A 21,932-nucleotide genomic window follows, 5' to 3' on the forward strand; every position below is an offset into this window, starting at 1 on the left:
GCGTTTCGTCGTTGCGAGCCGCCTATTATGCCGGACTTTTTCAGTCCGTCAACACCTTCGTTCGATTGAATCGTTCGGCGGTGGTGGCGTTTCCTCTGTCGCTCAAGCCCCTTGATGGCGACCCCTGCGACGGGGGAGGTGAAGTATGTGCCTTTCCCCGCCCTTTGGGAAGGGGGTGTGAGCATTTATTTCACGCCGCCATGCATTTGTTCATGCATGGCGGCGATCAGGCAGCCACTGCGGCCTCAGCCAGCCAGCAGGCGGACGCGGGCGAAGGTGCGCTTGCCCACCTGCAACAGGCCTTCAAAGCCCGGCTGCAACTGCTGCTGACCGTCTTCCACGACCTCCCCGTCCACCTTCACCGCACGCTCCTTGAGCTTGCGATTGGCTTCGGAGTTGCTCGGTGTCAGGCCCGCTGCGGTCAGCAGCGCCGCGATCCGCAGGCCTTCGGCCGGCACCACCACGTCCTGCAACGGCAACTGGGTGATGTCGCCCTGACCGGTTACCGCGGCATTCCAGCCGGCCACGGCCTGTTCGGCAGCGGCGGCATCATGGAAGCGGGTGGCCAGTTCGCGGGCCAGCCGCAGCTTCACTTCGCGCGGGTTGAGTCCGCCAGCCGCCACCTGGTCACGCAGGGCCAGCGCCTCGGCCTGGCTGATGTCAAAGGACAGCAGCTCGATCCAGCGCCACATCAGGGTGTCGTCCACCTTCATGGTCTTGGTGACGATGTCGATGGCCGGTTCGCTCACACCTATATAGTTGTGCAGCGACTTGGACATCTTGTTGACGCCGTCCAGGCCCTCCAGCAGCGGCATGGTCAGCACCACCTGCGGCTTCTGCCCGTGGTGCTCCTGCAGGCCCCGGCCCATGAGCAGGTTGAACTTCTGGTCGGTGCCGCCCAGTTCCACGTCCGCTTCCAGGGCGACCGAGTCATAGCCCTGCACCAGCGGGTACAGGAACTCATGGATGGCGATCGACTGCTGGGCGGCATAGCGCTTGGCGAAGTCATCGCGTTCGAGCATGCGTGCCACGGTGTGCTGGCCGGCCAGGCGGATCATGTCCGCCGCACCCATCTTGCCGAACCACTCCGAATTGAAGCGTACTTCGGTCTTCTCGCGGTCCAGCACCTTGAACACCTGCTCTTCGTAGGTGCGTGCGTTGGCCAGCACGTCGTCGCGGCTGAGTGGCTTGCGGGTGAGGCTCTTGCCGGAGGGGTCACCGATCATCCCGGTGAAATCGCCGATCAGGAAGATCACCTGGTGGCCAAGGTCCTGGAACTGACGCAGCTTGTTCAGCAGCACCGTGTGGCCCAGGTGCAGGTCCGGCGCCGTGGGGTCGAAGCCGGCCTTGATCCGCAGGGGCTTTCCGCTTTCCAGGCGGGCGCGCAGGTCATCGACCTTGAGGATCTCGTCGGTACCGCGGCTGATCAGGGCAAGGGCTTCATCGATGGAGGACACGTTCACTACTCCCGGCAACGCCGTTTCTTCTTGTGGGGTGTTAAGAGCAAGTTAACCGTATCGGCTTCACAAAAGCCAATAGGCACAAGGGTTTGACGCGGTTTTCATAGGTGTCTATGGTAACCGGCGATCCAGCCCGTGCTCCCGGGCCAGCCAGGAAAACACCTCTGATGCTCAATTCCGATCACGGCCGCGCGCGCAAACAGCGCTTCAAGGAACGGCTCCACGTCCTGCACGACAACGCCCTGCACCGGAAGCTCAGGCAACATCTCCCCGCTGCCTTCAACGAACGCTGGACCCGTCGCCACTGGGTGCACGCCAGTCTGTTCGCGACCATCGGCATGCTGGTGGCGACCATCGTGCCCGGCTTCTCCAGCACCATCGAAACCCCCTACCCCAACGCCCACACCAGCCTGGCGCTGCCATTGCCGCCGCTGGCGCATGGTCGCCAGCAGGCCACGCCCGGCGACAGCTGGCAGGTGCTGCGCGTACAGCGCGGCCAGACCCTGAGCGACCTGTTCGACGAAGCCGGGATCCCGGCGACCACCCTGCACCGCGTGCTGGACCATCCGGGCACCCGCGATGCGCTGGTGAAGCTGCGCCCGGGTACCGAGATCGCCTTCGACATGCCGCTGTCCGGTGAGCTGCGCAGCATCCGCTTCAACCGCGACGACACCCACCGGGTGGAGCTGGCGCTGGCCGGCGACAGCATCAAGGAAACCGTCACCAAGCGCGAGACCAGCACCCGCACCGTGGTGACCAGCGGGGAGATCACCAGCTCGCTGTATGCCGCCGCGCGAAAGGCCGGCCTGTCGCCTTCGGCGATCGCCACGATGACCGACGAGATCTTCAAGTACGACATCGACTTCTCCAAGGACCTGCAGCCGGGCGACCGCTTCAGCGTGGTCATGGACGAAACCTGGCGCGAGGGCGAGCGGGTCGACACCAGCAAGATCCTCGCCGCGACCTTCACCAGCGGTGGCAAGACGTACTCCGGTTTCCGCTTCGACCGCAACGGCAAGGCCGAGTACTTCGACTTGGATGGCCGCCCGCTGAAGAAAAGCTTCATCCGCATGCCGATCCAGTTCGCGCGGCTGAGTTCCACTTTCGGCGCGCGCCGCCACCCGGTGCTGGGCAAGATGCGCATGCACAAGGGCGTGGACTACGCCGCGCGCACCGGCACTCCGATCATGGCCGCCGGTGATGCGCGCGTGCAGTTCGCCGGCACCCAGCGTGGCTACGGCAACGTGGTGATCCTGGACCATGGGCGCGGCCACACCACGCTGTACGGGCACATGTCGCGCTTCGGAAAGATCCGGACTGGCCAGCGCGTGGCGCAGGGTACTGTGATCGGCTACGTCGGCTCCACCGGCCTGGCCACCGGCCCGCACCTGCACTACGAATTCCGCGTCAACGGCGAGCACCGCAATCCGCTCAGCGTGACCATGCCGCCGCCGGAACCGCTGAAGGGTGCCGAGCTGGTTGCCTTCCGTGCGCAGACTTCGCCGGCGATGGCGCGCATCCAGGGCATGGAGAAGATGATCTATGCCGACGCCAGCCCGGCGCCGAAGCCGGCTGATGCCGCCACCGAAGTGGCCAGCACCGCGCGCGGCAACACCGGCAGCAAGCGCGGCTGAGGCGCGGTTCCATCGCATTGACGAGCATCGACAGGGCGCCCAAGCTGGCGCCCTTGTTGTTTGTGGAGGTCCCATGGCTGCTTCGTTCGACCCCGCCCTGCCGCTGTATCTGGGGCTGATGTCCGGCACCAGCGCCGATGGCATTGATGCGGCACTGGCGCAGTTCCCCCCCGAAGGCGGCTGTCGCTTCGTCGAGGGCCTGACCCTGCCGTGGGATCCGCTGCTGCGCGAGCGGTTGGTGGCGCTGGGCCAGGGCGGCGAGCTGGCCTCGCTGGATGAGCTGGGCGATGTCGATGCGCGCATCGGCCTGGCCTTTGCGGCCGCGGCAGTGGCGCTGCTGCAGCACAGTGGCGTGGAGGCGGCGCAGGTCAAGGCGATCGGTTCGCACGGGCAGACCGTCCGCCATCGACCGTCGGCGTCGCCGGCCTTCACCCTGCAATTGGGCGATGCCAACCGCATCGCCGAGCGCACGGGGATCACCACGGTGGCTGATTTCCGACGCCGCGACGTCGCCGCCGGCGGACAGGGCGCGCCGCTGATGCCGGCCTTCCACCTGGCGATGCTGGGCACTGCCGACGAAGACCGCGCGGTGCTCAACCTCGGCGGCATCGCCAACCTGACCCTGATCCCGCGCGTGGGGACGCTGCTGGGTTTCGACACCGGCCCGGCCAATGCCTTGCTCGATGCCTGGTGCGAGCGCCATACCGGCCATGCGTACGATGCCGATGGCGCGTTCGCGGCCAGCGGCGTGGTGGACGAGGGCCTTCTGGCACGCTGGCGCGCGGACCCGTGGTTCGCCCTCCCACCGCCGAAGAGCACCGGGCGCGAGCAGTTCCACCTGGCCTGGGTGCAGCAACAGATCGGCGACGGCCAGCACGTGGCTGCCGATGTGCAGGCCACCCTGCTGGAGCTCACCGCAGTCACCGTGGCAGATGCCCTGCTGCGCGACCTGCCCGGCGCCGGCCGGGTGCTGGTGTGCGGCGGCGGCGTGCGCAATGGCCACCTCATGCAACGACTGGCGGCCCGCCTGCCCGGCGTGGTGGTGGAATCCAGCGCGCGGCATGGGCTGGATCCGGATTATCTGGAGGCGCTTGGCTTTGCCTGGCTGGCCCAGCGCACGCTGGATGGCCTGGCTGGCAACCTGCCCAGCGTCACCGGCGCGGCAGGGCCGCGGGTGCTGGGGGCGATCCATCCGGGCTGAGCGGCGCCAGCGAACGACGGCGCCCCTCGTAGTGGGGTACACGCCATCGCATTCGCGGTGTCGCTCCCACGCTTGGCGGTGCAGACCGTGGGCCCCGTCTCACCATCACCCACACCCCGCCGCTTCGCGGCCGCCCCTGACTCAGGGGCTCCTTCCACCCGACACGCTGCGGGGATCTGCGGGGATTGGTAGCGCCGTTCGACGTGGACCTGCGGCTAGAAGCCGTGGCCGGCGGGCAGCGCCTGCAGCGCCGCAATGGCGTCGGCCAGCGCATCCACTTCGGGATCGGCGAAGCCACTGCGCACTTCCAGTTCGGTGGAAAACAACCCCTGCTCCAACACCGCCACGCAGGTCTGGGCCTGCGTCCAGCCGCGCGCGACCGCCAGCCGGGCTATCCGGTCCAGGATCATCGGGTCTATTTCCTGCAGCAGCAGGTCCGCCATGCTTGTTTCCCCATTCCAGGGCACCGCCCCCACGGTACCGACAGGCGATCATCCCGCACCACGCCCGCGCAGGCAATCAACCAGCAGCGGGGGCGCTGCGGTCTGAGAGGCGCGGCCACAGCCAGGCCAGCAGCAGCAGGGTCGGCACCACGGTGACCGCGCTGAGCAGGAAGAACGTGCTGTAGGACGTGGCTTCGACGATGTAGCCCGATACCCCGCCGACGAACTTGCCCGGCAGGTTGGCCAGCGATACCAGCAGGGCGTATTGGGTGGCGGTGAAGTTGCGGTCGGTCAGCGAGGACATGAAGGCCACAAGCACGGTGCCGGCAAAACCCTGGAACAGGTTGTCGGCGCTGAGCGCAGCGTAGAACGCCCACAGCTGGCCGGGATTGTGGGCCATCAGCAGGAATGCCAGGTTGGACAGCGCCACGCCCAGCGCTGCCACCAGCAGCATGCGGCGGAAACCGAACGCAGCCACCGCGATACCGCCGAGGAAGGCGCCGCCGATGCCCATCCAGACCCCGAACAGCTTGGAGACGGTGGCGATGTCGGCCTTGTCGAAGCCCGAATCGAGATAGAACGGACCGGCCATCACCCCGATCACCTGGTCCGGGAACTTGAACAGGCCGACGAAGGCCAGCAGGCCGATGGCCAGTGCCACGCCGTTGCGGGTGAAGAAACTGGCGATCGGCTGGACGAACGCTTCGGCCACGTCGATGCGGCGCTGTACGGCGGCCTCCGGGCGCGCCGGTTCCCGGCAGAACAGGGTGGTGAGGATCGGCAGCAGCATCAACGAGGCCATCGCCAGGTAGGCGACGATCCAGCCTTCGAACTGCGCCAGGTACAGGGCACCGGCGCCGGCCAGGATCAGGCCGATGCGGTAGCCCAGCGTGTAGGTGGCGGCCAGCGCGGCCTGCGAGGCATCCGGGGCGATCTCGATGCGGTAGGCATCGACCACCGAGTCCTGGGTGGCCCCGGCGAAGGAAGCCACCAGCACCCAGAAGACCAGCGGCCCGACGCCTTGTTCCGGCCGCACGAAGGCCAGCGCGACCAGCCCGCCCAGTACCAGCACCTGCGAGGCGAGCAGCCACGATCGGCGCCGGCCCATGAAGGCCAGCAGCGGCAACGCATAGCGGTCCAGCACCGGCGCCCACAGGAACTTCAGCAGGTAGAAAAAGCTGGCCAGGCTGATCAGGCCGATGCTGCCCAGGTCCAGGCCGACGTCGCGCAGGCGCGTGGACAGGGTCTGCGAGGCGATCAGCAGGAACGGCAGGCCACTGCCGAATCCGAGCAGGGCCATGGTCAGCGCCGACGGCGTGCCGAAGGCCCGCTTGATGCCGGCCCAGCCCTTGTAGGACACCGGCGCGGCGGTGCCGGTCACGGCGCGTAATCCACGCAGAACGGGGCGTGGTCGGAGAAGCGTTCGTCGCGGTAGATCGAGCAGCCGCGCAGGCGATCACGCAGGCCCGGGCTGACGAACTGGTAGTCGATGCGCCAACCGACGTTGTTGGCGCGTGCCGCGCCGCGGTTGCTCCACCAGGTGTAGTCCTCGCCGGTGGGGTGCAGCAGACGGTAGGCATCGGCCCAGCCGCGGCCGGCGGCCAGGTCGGTCGCCTGGCCGTGGTCGGCGCACAAGGCGTTCAGCCAGTCGCGCTCTTCCGGCAGGCAGCCGGAGTTCTTCTGGTTGGACTTCCAGTTGCGGATGTCCAGCGCGGAGCGGACGATGTTCCAGTCACCGCACAGCACGTAGTCGCGGCCGCTGTGCAGCCACTGGTCGAGGATCGGCCGCAGCCATTCCATCACCTCGAACTTGAAGCCCTGGCGCAGGTCGCCGGAACTGCCTGAGGGTATATAGAAGGAGACCACGCTGAGGTTGCCGAAGCGCGCTTCGATATAGCGACCTTCTTCATCGAACGGCGCCCACCCCAGCGAGGTGATGACCTGGTCCGGCTCACGCTTGCTGTAGATCGCAACCCCGCTATAGCCCTTCTTGGTGCTGGCATCGCGGTAGAAGCAGTGGTGGCCGTCGGGGCGGAACATCGGATCGGACAGCTGGGCCTCCTGCGCCTTGGTTTCCTGCAGGCACAGGACGTCGGCGTCCTGGGCGCGGAACCATGCCAGGAAGCCCTTGCTGGCAGCCGAGCGGATGCCGTTGGCGTTGAAGCTGATGATGCGCATGCGGTCGATTCAGGGTGTCAGAGGAAACCGGCCCAGCATACCGGTTCAGCGCCGAAGCGCCGACCGTGGAAGGACGCCGGGCCCGCCTTCTAGTAGGCTTTACATTCCAAGATGAAGATAGATTGAGTCAGATGAGCGACCATCGTCACCGTTTCCTGCAGTTGGCCCTGAGCGCCGACGCCCTGCGTTTTGGCCAGTTCACGCTGAAGTCCGGCCGGCTGAGCCCCTATTTCTTCAATGCAGGCCGCTTCGACTCCGGGTCGAAGATGGCCCAGCTGGCCCTGTGCTACGCCGATGCCATCGACGATGCCGGCCTCAAGTACGACGTGGTGTTCGGCCCGGCCTACAAGGGCATCCCGCTGGCCACCGCGATGGCCTGCGAACTGGCCCAGCGCGGCCGCGACCTGCCGCTGTCGTTCAACCGCAAGGAAGTGAAGGACCACGGCGAAGGCGGCCAGCTGATCGGCGCGGACATGACCGGCAAGCGCGTGCTGATTGTCGATGACGTCATCACCGCCGGCACCGCGATCCGCGAGGCAATGGCCATCATCCGTGCCGCTGGCGGTATTCCGGCCGGCATCGTGGTGGCCCTGGACCGCCAGGAGATCGCCTCGGAAACCGATCCGCGCTCGGCCGCCCAGGCCGTGGCCGAGGAAGCCGGCATTCCGGTGATTGCCGTGGCGACGATGGCCGACCTGCTTGATTTCGCTTCCGGAAACCCGGAACTTGTCGGCTACCGGCAGCCGCTGGCGGACTATCGGTCCCGATATGGCAGCCGTCCGACGCACTGAACGACCCAAGGGGGTGGTCGCCATGTTGAGGAATCTGTCCATCATCGCCGCTCTGCTGCTGGCCGCGCCGTGCGTGGCCGGAGCGCAGCAGTCCAAGCGTCCGGCCGGAAGTGCCGAGGCGCAGGCGAAGAAACTGTATTGCTGGAACGAGGGCAGCGAGCGCATCTGCAGCGATGCCTTGCCTGCGGACGCGGTCAACAACGCGCGGGAGGAATTCAACGCACGCAGCGGGCTGCGCAGCGGCCAGGTGCAGCGCGCGCTCAACGAAGACGAGCGCGCCGATGCGGCCGCGGCCGAGGCGCAGGCGCGGCTGGATGAAATGGCCCTGCAGACCCGCCAGCGGACCGAACAGGCGATGCTGTCCACCTACAGCAACGAGGCGGACCTGCGGCGGGTGTTCTCCGAGCGCGTCGGCATCCTCGACAACAACATCAACACCGCGCGCTACAACGTGGCCAGCCTGCGCGATGCGTTGTTCACCGCCCTGGCCGGTGCCGGTGACAACGAACTGGCCGGGCGTCCGGTGGGCGAGAAGCCTGCGGCCACCATCCGCAAGCGCCACGGCGAACTGCTGGCGCAGCAGCGCATGCAGGCCACGTTCGAGCGCCAGCGCGTCGAACTGGACGCGGAGATCGAAGAAACCGTGCAGCGTTTCCGCCTGCTGAAAGGTGTTACGCCGGAGGCGTGAGGGCACGCCATCGTCTCACCCCGACGCGCCAACGAGGCCATCGGTAGCGCCGACCCATGGTCGGCGGCTCTTCATAGCGGTGTCTGATGGATTCCGCCGACCATGGGTCGGCGCTACCGCTTCTCTTTTTCTTGTTACGTGGCGCGACGCGCGCGCGGACTGTCAGGGCCGGGCGGGAGGGGTTGGTGGGGGCGTTGAGCGCCAAGGATGGCGCGAAACGAGGCCCGCAGGAGCGGCTTCTGCCGTCCCCCACCAACCCCTCCCGCCCGTGCCAAACCAGAAATCCGGCTCTACGCGACCCGCCACGAGGGGCTCCGCCGTTCGCGGCGGTGTTTACGCTGATTTTATGCCCCCGCAGGCACGGAGAAATGGAAGCTTTACGCGGCCCAGGCGGACCATGACGGCCTGAGGTGGAGCGGTTCCACCAGGACGATCACCGTCATGTCTTGTCTGTCGCGTTGTGGCCTTTCTTCCCGGGCGGGGTGCTGAGCATGCCCGGCTGGCTCGCCCTGCTGTGTGGCGTACTGGTGCTGGTCGCCGCCGCCTACCTGGTCTACGCCGTGCTGCGGCCCGAAGCCTTCTGACGGGCCACGTACATGACCGGAATCCTCATTCTGCTCGCCACCAGCGTGTTGCTGGCCTGGCCGCTCGGCCTGTACCTGGCCCGGGTGATGCGCGGCGCGCCGATGCGCATCGACCCGTTGTTCCACTGGATTGAAAAACCGCTTTACCGCCTGCTCGGCGTGGATCCCGCGCGTGGCATGTCCTGGCGCGGCTACGTCGGCGCGTTCGTGCTCAGCAACGTGGTCATCGCGCTGCTGACGATGGCGGTGTTCATGACCCAGGCGTGGCTGCCGCTGAATCCGGATGGCATCGCCAACCTGCGTTGGGACACTGCGCTGCACACCATGGTGTCCTTCCTGACCAACACCAACCAGCAGCACTATTCCGGGCAGGCGCAGCTTTCCTACCTCTCGCAGATGACCGGCATCACCGGCCTGCAGGTGGTGACCCCGATGATGGGTCTCGCCCTGGCCGTGGCCACCCTGCGCGCCCTGTTCGCGCCGCCGCGTCAGGACGTAATCGCCGATGGTGACCGCCGCATCGACGTAGGCAACTACCACGCCGACGTGCTGCGCCTGTGCGTGCGCTTCATGCTGCCACTGTGCCTGCTGTGGACCGTGCTGCTGGCCAGCCAAGGCGTGCCGTCCACCTTCGCCGGGGGCCCGCAGGCCGCGCCGATGGATGTGTCGACAGGCCTGCAGGAACAGAAGATACCGCTCGGCCCGGTTGCCGCGATGGTGGCGGCCAAGCAGCTCGGCGCGAACGGCGGTGGCTGGTATGGCCCCAACAGTGCGTTCCCGCTGGAGAACCCCACGCCGTTGTCGAATGCGCTTGAGCTGGTCGGCATCCTGCTGATCCCGATTGCGATCATCTTCATGATCGGCGCGTTCACCGGCCGCCGCCGCTTCGGCTGGCTGGTGCTGGGCTGCATGGCCAGCATGTCGGCGGTGTCTATCGCGGCCACCGTGTGGCTGGAAGGCCATTCGCCCACGGCAGCCAGCGCCTTGTTGATGGAAGGCAAGGAAGTCCGCCTGGGCGGTGACGCCACCGCACTGTGGGCGGCCGTGACCACCCAGGTGTCCAACGGTTCGGTCAACGGCATGCTCGATTCGATGAGCCCGATGGCCAGCGCCGTGTCACTGGTCAACATGCTGGTCAGCGCCATCTGGGGCGGCATCGGCTGCGGGCTGCAGCAGTTCATCGTCTACCTGCTGCTGGGCGTGTTCCTGGCCGGGCTGATGACCGGGCGCACGCCGGAATTGATGGGACGCAAGCTGGAAACCCCGCAGGTGCGCCTGCTGGCGCTGCTGGTGCTGCTGCAGCCGATCACCCTGCTCACTTTCACCGCGATCACGCTGGCGGTGCCGGGCCGTTCGGGCACCTCCAACCCGGGCTTCCACGGCATCAGCCAGGTCTTCTACGAATACGCATCGGCGTATGCCAACAACGGCTCCGGCTTTGAAGGGCTGGGCGACAACACGGCTTGGTGGAACCTGACCTGTTCCCTGGTGCTGCTGCTGGGGCGCTTCCCGCTGCTGGTGGTGCCGCTGGTCATCGCCGCGCAGCTTGCGGCAAAGCGCCGCGCGCCGGAATCGCCGGGCACGCTGCAGATCGAAACGCCCACCTTCGCCCTGACCCTGCTCAGCGTGATCGTCATCCTGACCGTCCTGCAGTTCCTGCCGGTTCTGGTGCTTGGCCCGGTGGCCGACCACCTCAGCCTTGGCCTGCATTGAGGCACTCCCCATGAATACTGTTGCGTCTTCCCCGCTGCCGCGCCGTCCGGTGCTGCTCGATGGCGCCGGCTTCCGCCGTGCGCTGCGTGATTCCTTCCGCAAGCTCTCGCCACTGCACCTGCTGCGCAGCCCGGTGATGGCCGTGGTGATGGCCGGTACCGTGCTCGCACTGGTGGTCACCCTGAGCGGCAATGCGCCGATGGGGTTCGGCCTGGCGGTCAGCGCGATCCTGCTGCTGACCGTGTTGTTCGGCAACTTCGCCGAGGCCGTGGCTGAAGCCCGCGGCCGCGGCCAGGCCGCCTCGCTGCGACGTGCCCGCCAGGACCTGGTGGCGCGTCGCCTGCAGTCCGCGCATCCCGGCGCAGCGCAGGAACAGGTGGCCGCAGCCGATCTGCGGCCAGGTGACCACGTGCTGGTCGGCGAGGGCGAGCTGGTGCCCGCCGACGGCGAGATCGTGCAGGGCCTGGCCACCATCAACGAAGCGGCGGTGACCGGTGAATCGGCGCCGGTGCTGCGTGAAGCCGGCACCGACCGATCCGGCGTGATCGGCGGCACCAAGGTACTGTCCGACCAGATCGTGGTGCGGGTGACCGCCGAGCCCGGGCACAGCTTCCTGGACCGGATGATCGCCTTGGTGGAAGGCGCCAACCGGCAGAAGACGCCGAACGAGGTGGCGTTGACCCTGCTGCTCGCGGCGATGACGCTGACCTTCCTGGTGGTGGTGGCCACGCTGCCGGCGATCGGCGCTTCGGTCGGTGTCAGCGTCGATCCCCTGCTGCTGATCGCCCTGCTCGTCTGCCTGATCCCCACCACCATCGGCGGCCTGCTGCCGGCCATCGGCATCGCCGGCATGAACCGTGCCTTGGCGGCCAATGTGCTGGCCAAGTCCGGCAAGGCGGTCGAGGTTGCCGGTGACATCGACGTGCTGCTGCTGGACAAGACCGGCACCATCACCCACGGCGACCGCCAGGCCACCGCATTGCATGCACTGGCCGGGGTGGACGTGGCGCGGCTGCGCGACGCGGCGCTGCTTTCCTCGCTGGCCGACCCGACACCGGAAGGCAAATCGATCGTGCGCCTGGGCCGCGAGCAGGGCTGCCGCAGCGCCGAGCCCGAGCATGCGCACTACATCGCCTTCAGCGCGCAGACCCGCATGTCCGGGGTCGACCTGGCAGGCGGCCGCAGCATCCGCAAGGGCGCCGCCGATGCGATCCGCGCACACGTGCAGTCCCTCGGCGGGGAGGTTCCGGCCGAGCTGACCGGGCGCGTGGAGCAGGTGGCGCGCAATGGCGCCACGCCGCTGGTGGTGGCGGAAGGTCGCCACGTACTGGGCGTGGTGGAACTGTCCGATGTGGTCAAGCACGGCATGCGGGAAAAATTCGCCCAGCTGCGCGCGATGGGCATCCGCACGGTGATGATCACCGGCGACAACCCGCTCACCGCTGCGGCGATCGCGGCCGAGGCCGGCGTGGACGATTACATCGCCGAAGCGCGGCCGGAAGACAAGCTGGCACGCATCCGCCAGGAACAGGCCGGTGGCCGGCTGGTAGCGATGGTCGGCGACGGCACCAACGACGCGCCGGCGCTGGCCCAGGCCGATATCGGCCTGGCGATGAACTCCGGCACCCAGGCCGCGAAGGAGGCCGGCAACATGGTCGACCTGGATTCGGATCCGGCCAAGCTGCTGGCCGTGGTGGAAGTGGGCAAACAGCAGCTGATCACCCGCGGCGCGCTGACCACCTTCTCGCTGGCCAACGACGTGTCCAAGTACTTCGCGATCCTGCCGGCGCTGTTCGCCGCCACCGTGCCGGGGATGGCCACGTTGAACGTGATGGGCCTGTCCAGTCCGCGCAATGCGGTGCTGGCCGCGCTGATCTTCAATGCCCTGGTGATCCCGGCGCTGATCCCGCTGGCACTGCGCGGTGTGCGCTTCCGTCCCGCCACGGCAACCACCCTGCTGCGGCGGAACATGCTGGTGTACGGGCTCGGCGGCGTGCTGCTGCCGTTCGTGGCGATCAAGGCCATCGACTTCCTGCTGATGACGGTATCTGCTGCATGAACACTTCAACGACCCCTTCCGTATCCCCGCCCATTGCGCCGCGGGCCTCGCGCGCGGCTGCCGAAGACAAGGCCCGCCTGCAACACACCGCCAGCTGGCGTCCGGCGATCGTGCTCGGCGTAGGAAGCCTGCTGCTGGCTGGCGCGCTGTACGCGGCCGCCGGTACCGGGCTGGCGCGGCTTGCCTTCCCCGTGCAGTCGGACGGCAGCCTGATCGTGGATGCCGATGGCCGCGTGCGCGGCTCGGCCCTGCTTGCCCAGCCGTTCACCGGTGACGGCTGGTTCCAGCCGCGGCCATCCGCTGCTGGCCATGATCCGATGGCTGCGGCAGGCTCCAACATGGCGCGCAGCAATCCGGCGCTGGCAACGCGCGTGGCCGATGCCACCGCGGCCGTCGCGCTGCGCGAAGGCATCGCGCCCGCGCAGGTTCCCGCCGACCTGGTGACGCAGTCCGGCAGCGGCCTGGATCCCCATCTGTCACCGGCCGCCGTGCAGGTGCAGGTGCGCCGCGTGGCGCAGGCGCGGGGGCTTTCCGAAGCCGAGTTGCAGGCCATCGTGCAGGCGCATGTCGAGGGTCCGCAGTGGGGGGTGTTCGGCCAGCCGCGGGTCAACGTGATGCAGCTCAACCGGGCGTTGGAGTCCGCCGCGCATGCACGTTGATGCCATGCGTGCCTGGGCTGGCGCACAATCGCCGGCATGACCGATACCCGCAGCCGCCAGGCCGACGCCCTCATCGAAGGCCTGCAGCGTGATGCCGGCGGGCGCCTGACCGTCTTCCTCGGCGCCGCCCCCGGCGTCGGCAAGACCTACAGCATGCTCACGCGCGCGCAGGAGCAGCTGCGCCGTGGCGTGGACCTGGTCGTGGGGGTGGTCGAAACCCACGGCCGTGCCGACACCGAGGCCCTGTTGCAGGGCCTGCCGCTGGTTGAACGCAGGCAGGTTGCCTACCGCGAGCGGCTGCTGGACGAAATGGACCTGGATGCGATCGTGCAGCGGCGTCCCGCGCTGGTGCTGGTGGACGAACTGGCGCATCGCAATGCACCGGGCAGCCGCCATGAACGGCGCTGGCAGGATGTGATGGAGCTGCTGGATGCGGGCATCGATGTATGGACCACTGTCAACATCCAACATCTGGAAAGCCTCAACGACGTGGTACTGCGCATCACCGGCATCCGGGTCAGCGAGACCGTGCCGGATGGGGTACTGGACCGCCTGCACGACATCGTGCTGGTCGACCTGCCGCCACGCGAACTGATCGCGCGGCTGCAGCAGGGCAAGGTCTATGTCCCGGAACAGGCATCGCAGGCGCTGCAGTCCTACTTCACCACCGCCAACCTGACCGCCCTGCGCGAGCTGGCCATGCAGGAGGCAGCCGACCGCGTGGACAGCAGCCTGCGCGAAGTCCGCGCGGCCGGCGGCGAAGGTGCGCTGCCGCTGCGGCGGCGCGTGCTGGTGGCGATCGACGGCGGCGCCCAGAGCGAGTACCTGGTGCGCGTGGCGCGACGCATCGCCGAGCGCCGCGATGCGCCTTGGACGGTGGTGACCGTGCAGCGCCGGCGTGCCGATGAAGCGACGCAGCGCGAGATCGACAGCGCCTTCGCGCTGGCGCGACGGCTTGGCGCCGATACCGAAGTGCTGCAGGGATCCAGCGTGGCCGACGCGCTGCTCGACCACGCCGCGCACAACAATGTGTCCACGCTGGTGCTGGGCCGCACGCGCGAACGTCCGCTGGCGCGCATGCTCAACCGCACCCTGACCCAGCAGTTGATCCAGCACGGCGCGCATTACGAGATCACCATCATCAGCACGCCGCGCGCGCGCGCGCGGGCGCGCCGTGATCGGCTGCTGACGCACGCGCCCGGCCGTGCACGCGAGCTGGCGCAGGCGGTAGTGGCCTGCACCCTGGCCTGCCTGGTGGCCTGGGTTGCCGAGCGCTGGGTCGGCATGGCCGACCTGTCGATGGTGTTCATCGTGGCGGTGGTGCTGGTGGCGGCACGTACCCGCGCCAGCGCGGCAGTGCTGGCCGCCGGCCTGTGCTTCCTGGCTTACAACTTCCTGTTCATCGCACCACGCTTCACCTTTGCGATCAGCGCGCGGCAGGGCGTGATCACGGTCTTCCTGTTCCTGGCCGCAGCGCTGGTGGCCGGCCGACTGGCATCGCGCTTGCGCACGCAGGTGATCGCCCTGCGCGCGTCCAACCGGCATGCCAACGCCCGCCAGCAGCTGGGCCGCCAGCTCAGCAGTGCAGCCAGCAACGAGGCGGTCGCCGACGCCGGGCGGCAGGCGCTGGAACAGGCGCTGGATGCGCCGGCGTGGCTGCGCATCGGCAACGACGTGACCGCCAGCGGCAGCGCCGTGCCCGGCGATACCGACCTGGCCGCGGCGGACTGGTCGCAGCGCCACGGCCAGCCCAGCGGCCGCTATACCGATACCCTGGCAGGGGCGCACTGGTGGTGCCTGCCACTGCTCGACGGCGATGCCCGCTGCATCGGCGTGGCGGCGCTGCAGTTCCCGCCGGCACTCGCCCGGTTGGCGCCGGAGCAGCGCCAGCTGGCGATGGCGATGGTCGACGACATCGCGCAGGCCGCACTGCGTACCCGGCTGGTGGCCGAACTGGAGCAGGCGCATGTCAGCAACGAGACCGAGCGGCTGCGCTCGGCGCTGCTGTCATCGGTCTCGCATGACCTGCGCTCGCCGCTGGCGGCGATGATCGGTTCGGCCGACAGCCTGGCCAGTTATGGCCAGGCGATGGATGCAGCGGACCGTCGCGCCCTGCTGGATACCATCATGCTGGAAGGCGAACGGCTGGACCGTTACATCCAGAACCTGCTGGACATGACCCGGCTCGGCCATGACGGCCTGAAGATCAACCGCGACTGGATCGGGGTGGACGAACTGGTCGGCTCGGCCGCGCGCCGGCTGCAGCGGTACCAGCCGGAGGTGAAGCTGCAGCTGGATATTCCGGCCTCGCTGGCACCGATCTGGGTGCATCCGGCGCTGGTCGAGCAGGCCCTGTTCAATGTGCTTGAAAATGCCGCGAAGTTCTCCCCGACCGGTGCGCCGGTGACCGTCAGCGCGCGCCTTGAGGAGCACGAGCTGGTGATCGACGTGCTCGACCGCGGGCCCGGTATTCCAGCCGACGAGCGCGCGCGCATCTTCGACATGTTCTACAGCGTGGAGCGCGGCGACCGCGGCCGCCACGGCACCGGCCTGGGGCTGGCGATCTGCCAGGGCATGATCGGCGCCCATGGCGGCAGCGTGCAGGCGCTGGCGGGCGAGGACGGACGCGGTACGCTGATACGGATTACCCTGCCCCTGCTCACTCCTGCCGGTCACCCCGATGCCCCTGACGCCTGACAGCACGCCGTCGATCCCGCCTGCCTGCGTGCTGGTGATCGATGATGAAGCGCAGATACGCCGGTTCCTGGACATCAGCCTGCGTGCGCAGGGCTATCGGGTGCTGCAGGCGTCCAGCGGCCAGGAGGGACTGGAGCGGCTGGTGGGCGAGAGCGTGGACCTGGTGATCCTGGACATCGGCCTGCCGGACATGGAAGGCCATCAGGTATTGGCCGAACTTCGCCAATGGAGCCAGCTGCCGGTGATCATGCTGACCGTGCGCGCCGGCGAAGCCGAAAAGGTGCGTGCGCTGGACGCAGGGGCCAACGATTACGTGACCAAGCCGTTCGGTACGCAGGAGCTGATGGCGCGGGTGCGGATGCTGCTGCGCACGCGTGCGGCGCCGCTGGACGGCCAACCGCCGGTGTTCGATGACGGACACCTGCGGATCGACCTGGTGCACCGTGTGGTCATGCTGGATGGCGTTGCGGTGCCATTGACGCGCAAGGAGTACGCGCTGCTGTCGCTGCTGCTGGTCAATGCCGGGCGGGTGGTGACCCAGCCGCAGATCCTGAAGGAAATCTGGGGGCCGACGCACCAGCACGATACGCACTACCTGCGGATACTGGTGGGCAAGCTGCGGCAGAAGCTGGGCGATTCGGCGCTGGAGTCGCGGTATGTGTTCACCGAGCCCGGCGTGGGGTTGCGGTTCAAGGGATGAGATCTTTTTTGCCGGCGTGGAGCGTTGGTGTCTTCGATGCTACGGGCCGGCAGGGGGAACGGGCGTGGTAGCGCCGAGCCATGCTCGGCGGAATCCTTCCGCGCAGCGCGGCCGCTGCGCTCGCCGACCCCGGGTCGGCGCTACCGGATCCTTCGGCGAGGTCTCAGAAGCCCAGGTCCTGCGCCCCAAGCAGGGGCTGCAGCTGGGCGCGGAACTGGGCCTTGATGCGCTCAAGCGCGTCTTCGCTGTCGGCTTCGAAACGCAGCACCAGCACCGGGGTGGTGTTGGAGGCGCGTACCAGGCCCCAGCCATCGGCGAAGTCCACGCGCAGGCCGTCGATGGTGGAAACGCGGCCACCCACGAACGGGTTGTCCGCGGACTGCGCTGCGCTCACTACCAGTGAAACCAGCGCGTGCGGTGTGCCATCGGCCACCGGCACCTTGATCTCCGGGGTGGAGATGCTCTGCGGCAGCTCTTCCAGCACTTCCTGCGGCGTTTCTTCGCGCAGCGCGAGGATTTCCAGCAGGCGGGCGGCGGCGTACAGGCCATCGTCGAAACCGAACCAGCGCTCGCGGAAGAAGAAGTGCCCGCTCATCTCGCCGGCCAGCTCCGCGTCGGTCTCGGCCATGCGCGCCTTGATCAACGAATGGCCGGTCTTCCACATCATCGGGCTGCCGCCGTGGCGCAGCACGAAGTCGGCCAGCTTGCCGGTGCACTTGACGTCGTAGATCACCATCGCGCCGGGGTTGCGCAGCAGCACGTCGGCGGCGAACAGCATCAGCAGACGGTCGGCGAAGATGATCGTGCCATCCGGGGTCACCACGCCGAGACGATCACCGTCGCCATCGAAGGCGATGCCGAGGTCGGCGTCGAAACGCTTCACCGTCTGCACCAGGTCCTGCAGGTTGGCCGGATCGCTCGGATCAGGATGATGGTTGGGGAAGCTGCCATCGACATCGCAGTACAGCGGAATGACGTCGGCACCGATGGCCTCCAGCAACGGTTGCACCAAGGCACCCGCCACACCGTTGCCGGCGTCCGCCACGACCTTCAGTGGACGCTCCAGCTGCACGTCGTCGGCGATCCGGCGCACGTAGTCATCGTTGACCTCGCGCTGCTGGTAGCTGCCCGGCGATGGCGCCTGCGCCAGCCGTCCTTCGACGATGCGCTGGTACAGCGCGGTCACCGCATCACCGGACAGGGTCTGCCCGGCGATGACGATCTTGAAGCCGTTGTATTCGGGCGGGTTGTGGCTGCCGGTCACCGCCACGCAGCTGCCGGTCCGCAGGTGGTGGCTGGCGAAGTACACCACCGGGGTCGGTGCCAGCCCGATATCGATGACATCACAGCCGGCCCGGCGCAGGCCTTCGGCCAGGCCCGCGGCCAGCTCCGGTCCGGACAGGCGGCCATCGCGGCCGACCACCACTTCGCGCAGCCCCTGCGCCAGCACTTCACTGCCAATGGCCTGGCCGATCAAGGCCGCGACCTTGGGGGTAAGCTCCTCGCCGACCACGCCGCGGATGTCGTAGGCGCGGAAAATGCCCGCCGCCAGGCTCGCGGCCAAGGGCGGCGGCTCCAATGCGGCACCGGCGCCCTGCTCGGCCGACGCGCCGGTCGACACCTCGGCGGCAGACTGCGCCAGGCTCTCGCTCAGGGTCGGTCCCTGCTCTTCGGTGCCTTCGCGCGCGGCCCGCCGGGGCAACGGCAGACGGGACTTGCCCACCAGCAGCAGCACCGCGATCAGAACCAGCAGCAGCGCCACGATCGAAGCGGCCAGCGCCCCCAGTCCCAGCGGGCCGGGCTCGATCGACGGCACGCCGGCGGCCAGTCGCAGGCTGCTGTTGGCCAGTGGACGCGCCAGCACTTCGCCGCTGTCGGCCAGCTTGCGGTCACCGCGTTCAAGCACGTTGTAGCTGCCCTGGCGCAGCGCCAGATAGCCTTCGGCGGGGGCACGCACCGCGTCCAGCGGGCCGGTAAGCTGCATCAGCGGCTGGCGCACGTAGACCAGCGCCAGCCCGTCGGCGCCCAACGGCACGCTCGCCGCCAGGCCCAACCGCGCGCCGCCGGCATCGCGCACCACGCGCGCCACGGGCTTGTCGCTGACCAGCGCCGCTTCAAGCAGTGCGAGCCGGGCATAGCCGAAGGCGGCCGGATCGGCGTAGGCGGTCTCCAGCGAAGCCGGCCAGACCTGCACCTCTTCCACGCCGGTCCAGGTTTCGCGCAGCGCCAGCGCCGCCGCGGCCCCGTCACCGGCAGCAAGTGCCTGCCCGACGCGTGCCGATTCCAGGTGCTTGCCGAACTGCAGCAGTTGACCGTCAAGCGCCTTCTGCAGGCCCTGCAATGCGCTGTCGCGGGCTTGTTCCAGCTGGGTACCGGTGTTGGCCTGGCGCCACTGCTGCACCGCGCTCCAGCCGAACAACCCCGCCAACAGCAACAGCATCACCGCCAGCAGCGGCCCCGTACGTCCCGTGACCGCCACGCCCTTCCCCTTGCTGCCGATCATCCTGTCCCCCGAGTCAGCGCACTCCGGTATGCCCGAACCCACCCGAGCCCCGCGTGCTGTCGGTGAAAGTATCCACTACCTGCAGGGCAACACGCACGATGGGAACGACAACCAGCTGTGCGATGCGGTCGCCGGGTTCGATGGTGAAGGCCTCCCGACCGCGATTCCAGACGCTGATCAGCAGCGGCCCCTGGTAATCGGCGTCGATCAGGCCGGTGCCGTTGCCGAGCACGATGCCGTGCCGATGGCCCAGCCCGGAGCGCGGCAGGATGATCGCGCAGAGGTTCGGGTCGGCGACGTGGATCGCCAGCCCGCTGGGAATCAACGCGGTATCGCCCGGTGCCAGCACCAGCGGCGCTTCGGTCGCCGCGCGCAGGTCCATGCCGGCACTGGCTTCGGTGGCATAGGCCGGAAGCGGCCAGCTGTCGCCGAAGCGCGGATCGAGCAGCTTCACCTGCAGCGGCTGCAGCGAGGCGGGAACGGGGTGCGATGCAGCGTTCATGCGGTCAGCCTTTGCGCGATGAGCGCGAGCAGTTGCGTGGCCAGCTCGGTCTTGGAGGTGGCCGGGAATACCTGTTCACCGTCCTGCCAATAGGCCGTAGCGGCGTTGTCGTCGCTTTCGAAGCCCGCGCCGGCCTGGCCCACCTGGTTGGCGATCACCAGGTCCAGCCGCTTGTCCACCAGCTTGCCGCGCGCGTACTTCTCCACGTCATGGGTTTCCGCAGCGAACCCCACCACCAGCTTCAGCGACTGGGTCTGGGTGGCCACCTCGGCCAGGATGTCCGCGGTGCGGACCAGCTCCAGCACCAGCGTCTGGCTGTCGGCGGTCTTCTTCAACTTCTGCGGTGCGACCTGGCGCGGGGTGTAATCCGATACTGCGGCGGCACCGATATAGATATCCGCAGGCAGCGCGCCGAGTACCGCATCGCGCATCTGCGCGGCCGAACGCACGTCGATCCGCTGCACGCCCGCTGGCGTCGGCAGATTCACTGGACCACTGACCAGCACGACGTCGGCACCGAGCCGGACCGCTGCCGCGGCCAGCGCGTAGCCCATCTTGCCGCTGCTGCGGTTGCCCACGTAGCGGACCGGATCGATGTCTTCGTAGGTGGGTCCGGCGCTGATCAGCAGGCGCAGGCCCGCCAGCGAGGAAGGGCCGTGCGTGGCGTCCTCGTCTGCTGCATCCGAGGCGCGTTCAATGGCCACCAGCGCGGCCACGATGTCGTCCGGCTCAGCCAGGCGCCCGGGACCGGACTCGCCCTCGGCCAAGGGTCCGTCCACCGGGCCCACCACCTGCGCCCCGCGCGTGCGCAGCAGGGCGATGTTGGCCTGGGTGGCCGGGTGCAGCCACATGCGGTGGTTCATCGCCGGGCACACGGTGAGCGGGGCGGTGCTGGCCAGGCAGAGCGTGCTCACCAGATCATCGGCGTGGCCCTGGGCCAGGCGTGCCAGCAGGTCGGCGGTGCCCGGGGCGACCACGATGCGGTCGGCCCAGCGTGCCAGCTCGATATGCCCCATCGCCTGTTCTGCCGCGCTGTCCCACAGCGTGGTGCGCGTGGGCTGGCCGGACAATGCCTGGAAGCTCAGCGGGGTGACGAACTGCTGTGCACCGGCGGTCATCGCCACCTGCACCAGCGCCCCGGCATCGCGCAGCCGACGGACCAGCTCCAACGCCTTGTAGGCCGCGATGCCGCCGCCCACGCACAACAGCAGCCTGCGCCCTTCCAGCGGACGCTGCCGCGCCGGGGAAGTCTTGGGTGAGTCAGCCACCGGGGAAATCCTATGCACGCAAAGACATTAGCTTAGCCGAAAGCCCCGTAGTGCCCCTATTCGGGACGATATGACCGACGGATATAAGTACATGTATGACAGCATTTAACGATGCCAGTTGTCGCGTCATCCGCTTGCGCCCGGCGGTTGCCGGGACCTGCCCCGCCCGGACCGCAGGACCCTACCGTGTACATCCGCACCATCATTGCCGACGACCATCCGATCATCCTTCACGGCGCACGCGTGGTGCTGGAGAACGCACGCATCGACGTGGTCGGCGAGGCATCGGGCGGCACCCACCTGCTTGCCCTGCTGGAGCGCCAGCCGTGCGACGTGGTGCTGACCGACCTGACCATGCCCGGCAAGGGTCCCGATGGGCCCGAGCTGCTCGACTGCATCCGCGTTGCGCACCCCTGGCTGCCGCTGGTGGTGTTGACCGGTACCGCCAGCCCCACGGTGCTGATCACGCTGCTGCGCTGCGGAGTGCACGGCGCGCTGGACAAAGCCGCGGATTTCGACGAACTGGCCCAGGCGGTACGCAGTGCCGCTGCCGGGCAGACCTACGTCTCCCAGCACCTGCGCTCCCACCTGCAGGCCCGTGACCTGGCCCACCGGGCAACGCCGGCCTCGCTGTCGCAGGGCGAACGCGACGTGCTGGAAGGCCTCAGCCGCGGCATGAACCTCAGCATGATCGCCCAGCAGCGAGGGCGGAGTCCGAAAACCGTCAGCCGGCAGAAGTCCGATGCGATGCGCAAACTGGGGCTGACCGGAAACCACGAGCTCCACGCGTTCCTGCGCACTTACCCGATCAAGGGCTCACGTCCTTTCTGACCCACCACGCTGCGGCTGCCC

At 68.3% G+C, this 21,932-nt stretch carries 18 protein-coding genes; 11 read left to right on the top strand and 7 right to left on the bottom strand.

All coding sequences use genetic code 11. The annotated features are described in order from the left end of the window. Positions 1-245: 245 nt before the first annotated feature. Positions 246-1,457 (bottom strand): tyrosine--tRNA ligase, encoded by a 1,212-nt coding sequence (gene tyrS / locus SOM47_RS16065; protein WP_192085247.1) that lies wholly within the window; start codon positions 1,455-1,457, stop codon positions 246-248. A gap of 170 nt (positions 1,458-1,627) precedes the next feature. Here tyrS and SOM47_RS16070 point away from each other — a divergent pair, with 170 nt between their 5' ends. Together SOM47_RS16070 and SOM47_RS16075 are read left to right on the top strand one after the other, a co-directional pair. Continuing rightward, positions 1,628-3,094, top strand: a complete 1,467-nt coding sequence (locus SOM47_RS16070; protein ID WP_320506150.1) for a M23 family metallopeptidase — start codon at positions 1,628-1,630, stop codon at positions 3,092-3,094. Positions 3,095-3,167: 73 nt separating this feature from the next. Continuing rightward, complete coding sequence (locus tag SOM47_RS16075) at positions 3,168-4,295, top strand: anhydro-N-acetylmuramic acid kinase (protein ID WP_320506151.1); 1,128 nt, start codon at positions 3,168-3,170, stop codon at positions 4,293-4,295. Between the two features lie 215 nt (positions 4,296-4,510). Here the strand turns inward: SOM47_RS16075 and SOM47_RS16080 are convergent, their stop codons facing one another. From SOM47_RS16080 to SOM47_RS16090, 3 genes are all read right to left on the bottom strand, one after another. Next, entirely contained in the window at positions 4,511-4,738 is a 228-nt protein-coding gene (locus SOM47_RS16080) for a hypothetical protein (RefSeq protein ID WP_042615477.1), read from the bottom strand. A gap of 76 nt (positions 4,739-4,814) precedes the next feature. Beyond that, the gene (locus SOM47_RS16085) at positions 4,815-6,119 is read right to left on the bottom strand and encodes an AmpG family muropeptide MFS transporter (protein ID WP_042615476.1); all 1,305 of its coding nucleotides are present in this window, start codon (positions 6,117-6,119) and stop codon (positions 4,815-4,817) included. Next, positions 6,116-6,916: an exodeoxyribonuclease III gene (locus SOM47_RS16090; protein ID WP_320506152.1), complete on the bottom strand. Its 801-nt coding sequence runs from the start codon at positions 6,914-6,916 to the stop codon at positions 6,116-6,118. Before SOM47_RS16090 ends, SOM47_RS16085 begins: the two co-directional genes overlap by 4 nt. A 131-nt stretch (positions 6,917-7,047) precedes the next feature. Between SOM47_RS16090 and pyrE the strand changes: the two genes are divergently transcribed. The 8 genes from pyrE (at position 7,048) to SOM47_RS16130 (ending at position 16,807) form a co-directional block, all read left to right on the top strand. Continuing rightward, complete coding sequence (gene pyrE, locus SOM47_RS16095) at positions 7,048-7,707, top strand: orotate phosphoribosyltransferase (RefSeq protein ID WP_042615474.1); 660 nt, start codon at positions 7,048-7,050, stop codon at positions 7,705-7,707. 22 nt (positions 7,708-7,729) lie between these two features. Beyond that, positions 7,730-8,395, top strand: a complete 666-nt coding sequence (locus SOM47_RS16100) for a hypothetical protein (RefSeq protein WP_042615473.1) — start codon at positions 7,730-7,732, stop codon at positions 8,393-8,395. 491 nt (positions 8,396-8,886) lie between these two features. After that, a complete protein-coding gene (locus tag SOM47_RS16105) occupies positions 8,887-8,979 on the top strand; it encodes a potassium-transporting ATPase subunit F (RefSeq protein WP_320506153.1) in 93 nt (30 codons plus the stop codon). Between the two features lie 12 nt (positions 8,980-8,991). Next, positions 8,992-10,692 (top strand): potassium-transporting ATPase subunit KdpA, encoded by a 1,701-nt coding sequence (kdpA, locus tag SOM47_RS16110; protein WP_320506154.1) that lies wholly within the window; start codon positions 8,992-8,994, stop codon positions 10,690-10,692. Between the two features lie 10 nt (positions 10,693-10,702). Further along, positions 10,703-12,751 carry a potassium-transporting ATPase subunit KdpB gene (kdpB, locus tag SOM47_RS16115; protein WP_320506155.1) on the top strand — a complete coding sequence of 683 codons (2,049 nt, stop codon included), beginning with the start codon at positions 10,703-10,705 and terminating at the stop codon, positions 12,749-12,751. Further along, on the top strand, positions 12,748-13,410 hold the full coding sequence (gene kdpC / locus SOM47_RS16120) for a potassium-transporting ATPase subunit KdpC (protein ID WP_320506156.1): 663 nt from the start codon (positions 12,748-12,750) through the stop codon (positions 13,408-13,410). Before kdpB ends, kdpC begins: the two co-directional genes overlap by 4 nt. Before the next feature lie 36 nt (positions 13,411-13,446). Continuing rightward, positions 13,447-16,107, top strand: coding sequence for an ATP-binding protein (locus SOM47_RS16125; RefSeq protein WP_320506157.1), 2,661 nt, complete (start codon positions 13,447-13,449; stop codon positions 16,105-16,107). Then, entirely contained in the window at positions 16,091-16,807 is a 717-nt protein-coding gene (locus SOM47_RS16130) for a response regulator (RefSeq protein WP_042613336.1), read from the top strand. The genes SOM47_RS16125 and SOM47_RS16130 overlap by 17 nt, the downstream gene beginning before the upstream one ends. A 163-nt stretch (positions 16,808-16,970) precedes the next feature. Here SOM47_RS16130 and SOM47_RS16135 read toward each other — a convergent pair whose 3' ends face one another. The 3 genes from SOM47_RS16135 to coaBC are packed head-to-tail and all read right to left on the bottom strand — an operon-like array spanning position 16,971 to position 21,080. Next, positions 16,971-19,310 (bottom strand): phosphomannomutase/phosphoglucomutase, encoded by a 2,340-nt coding sequence (locus SOM47_RS16135; protein ID WP_320506158.1) that lies wholly within the window; start codon positions 19,308-19,310, stop codon positions 16,971-16,973. Positions 19,311-19,323: 13 nt separating this feature from the next. Next, positions 19,324-19,812 (bottom strand): dUTP diphosphatase, encoded by a 489-nt coding sequence (gene dut, locus SOM47_RS16140; protein WP_042613334.1) that lies wholly within the window; start codon positions 19,810-19,812, stop codon positions 19,324-19,326. Further along, complete coding sequence (gene coaBC, locus SOM47_RS16145; RefSeq protein WP_320506159.1) at positions 19,809-21,080, bottom strand: bifunctional phosphopantothenoylcysteine decarboxylase/phosphopantothenate--cysteine ligase CoaBC; 1,272 nt, start codon at positions 21,078-21,080, stop codon at positions 19,809-19,811. Before coaBC ends, dut begins: the two co-directional genes overlap by 4 nt. Before the next feature lie 186 nt (positions 21,081-21,266). Here coaBC and SOM47_RS16150 point away from each other — a divergent pair, with 186 nt between their 5' ends. Further along, positions 21,267-21,911, top strand: coding sequence for a response regulator (locus tag SOM47_RS16150; RefSeq protein ID WP_320506160.1), 645 nt, complete (start codon positions 21,267-21,269; stop codon positions 21,909-21,911). Positions 21,912-21,932 lie beyond the last annotated feature (21 nt).

It is taken from the genome of Stenotrophomonas sp. CFBP8980 (assembly GCF_034046095.1).
Classification (GTDB): Bacteria; Pseudomonadota; Gammaproteobacteria; order Xanthomonadales; family Xanthomonadaceae; genus Stenotrophomonas; species Stenotrophomonas lacuserhaii.

Coding starts and splice junctions, on each gene's coding strand:
- kdpA (WP_320506154.1), top strand. CDS start 8,992: ATGACCGGAATCCTCATTCTGCTCGCCACCAGCGTGTTGCTGGCCTGG.
- SOM47_RS16125 (WP_320506157.1), top strand. CDS start 13,447: ATGACCGATACCCGCAGCCGCCAGGCCGACGCCCTCATCGAAGGCCTG.
- SOM47_RS16105 (WP_320506153.1), top strand. CDS start 8,887: ATGCCCGGCTGGCTCGCCCTGCTGTGTGGCGTACTGGTGCTGGTCGCC.
- pyrE (WP_042615474.1), top strand. CDS start 7,048: ATGAGCGACCATCGTCACCGTTTCCTGCAGTTGGCCCTGAGCGCCGAC.
- SOM47_RS16135 (WP_320506158.1), bottom strand. CDS start 19,310: ATGATCGGCAGCAAGGGGAAGGGCGTGGCGGTCACGGGACGTACGGGG.
- SOM47_RS16100 (WP_042615473.1), top strand. CDS start 7,730: ATGTTGAGGAATCTGTCCATCATCGCCGCTCTGCTGCTGGCCGCGCCG.
- SOM47_RS16130 (WP_042613336.1), top strand. CDS start 16,091: ATGCCCCTGACGCCTGACAGCACGCCGTCGATCCCGCCTGCCTGCGTG.
- kdpC (WP_320506156.1), top strand. CDS start 12,748: ATGAACACTTCAACGACCCCTTCCGTATCCCCGCCCATTGCGCCGCGG.
- SOM47_RS16090 (WP_320506152.1), bottom strand. CDS start 6,916: ATGCGCATCATCAGCTTCAACGCCAACGGCATCCGCTCGGCTGCCAGC.
- SOM47_RS16075 (WP_320506151.1), top strand. CDS start 3,168: ATGGCTGCTTCGTTCGACCCCGCCCTGCCGCTGTATCTGGGGCTGATG.
- dut (WP_042613334.1), bottom strand. CDS start 19,812: ATGAACGCTGCATCGCACCCCGTTCCCGCCTCGCTGCAGCCGCTGCAG.
- kdpB (WP_320506155.1), top strand. CDS start 10,703: ATGAATACTGTTGCGTCTTCCCCGCTGCCGCGCCGTCCGGTGCTGCTC.
- SOM47_RS16080 (WP_042615477.1), bottom strand. CDS start 4,738: ATGGCGGACCTGCTGCTGCAGGAAATAGACCCGATGATCCTGGACCGG.
- SOM47_RS16070 (WP_320506150.1), top strand. CDS start 1,628: ATGCTCAATTCCGATCACGGCCGCGCGCGCAAACAGCGCTTCAAGGAA.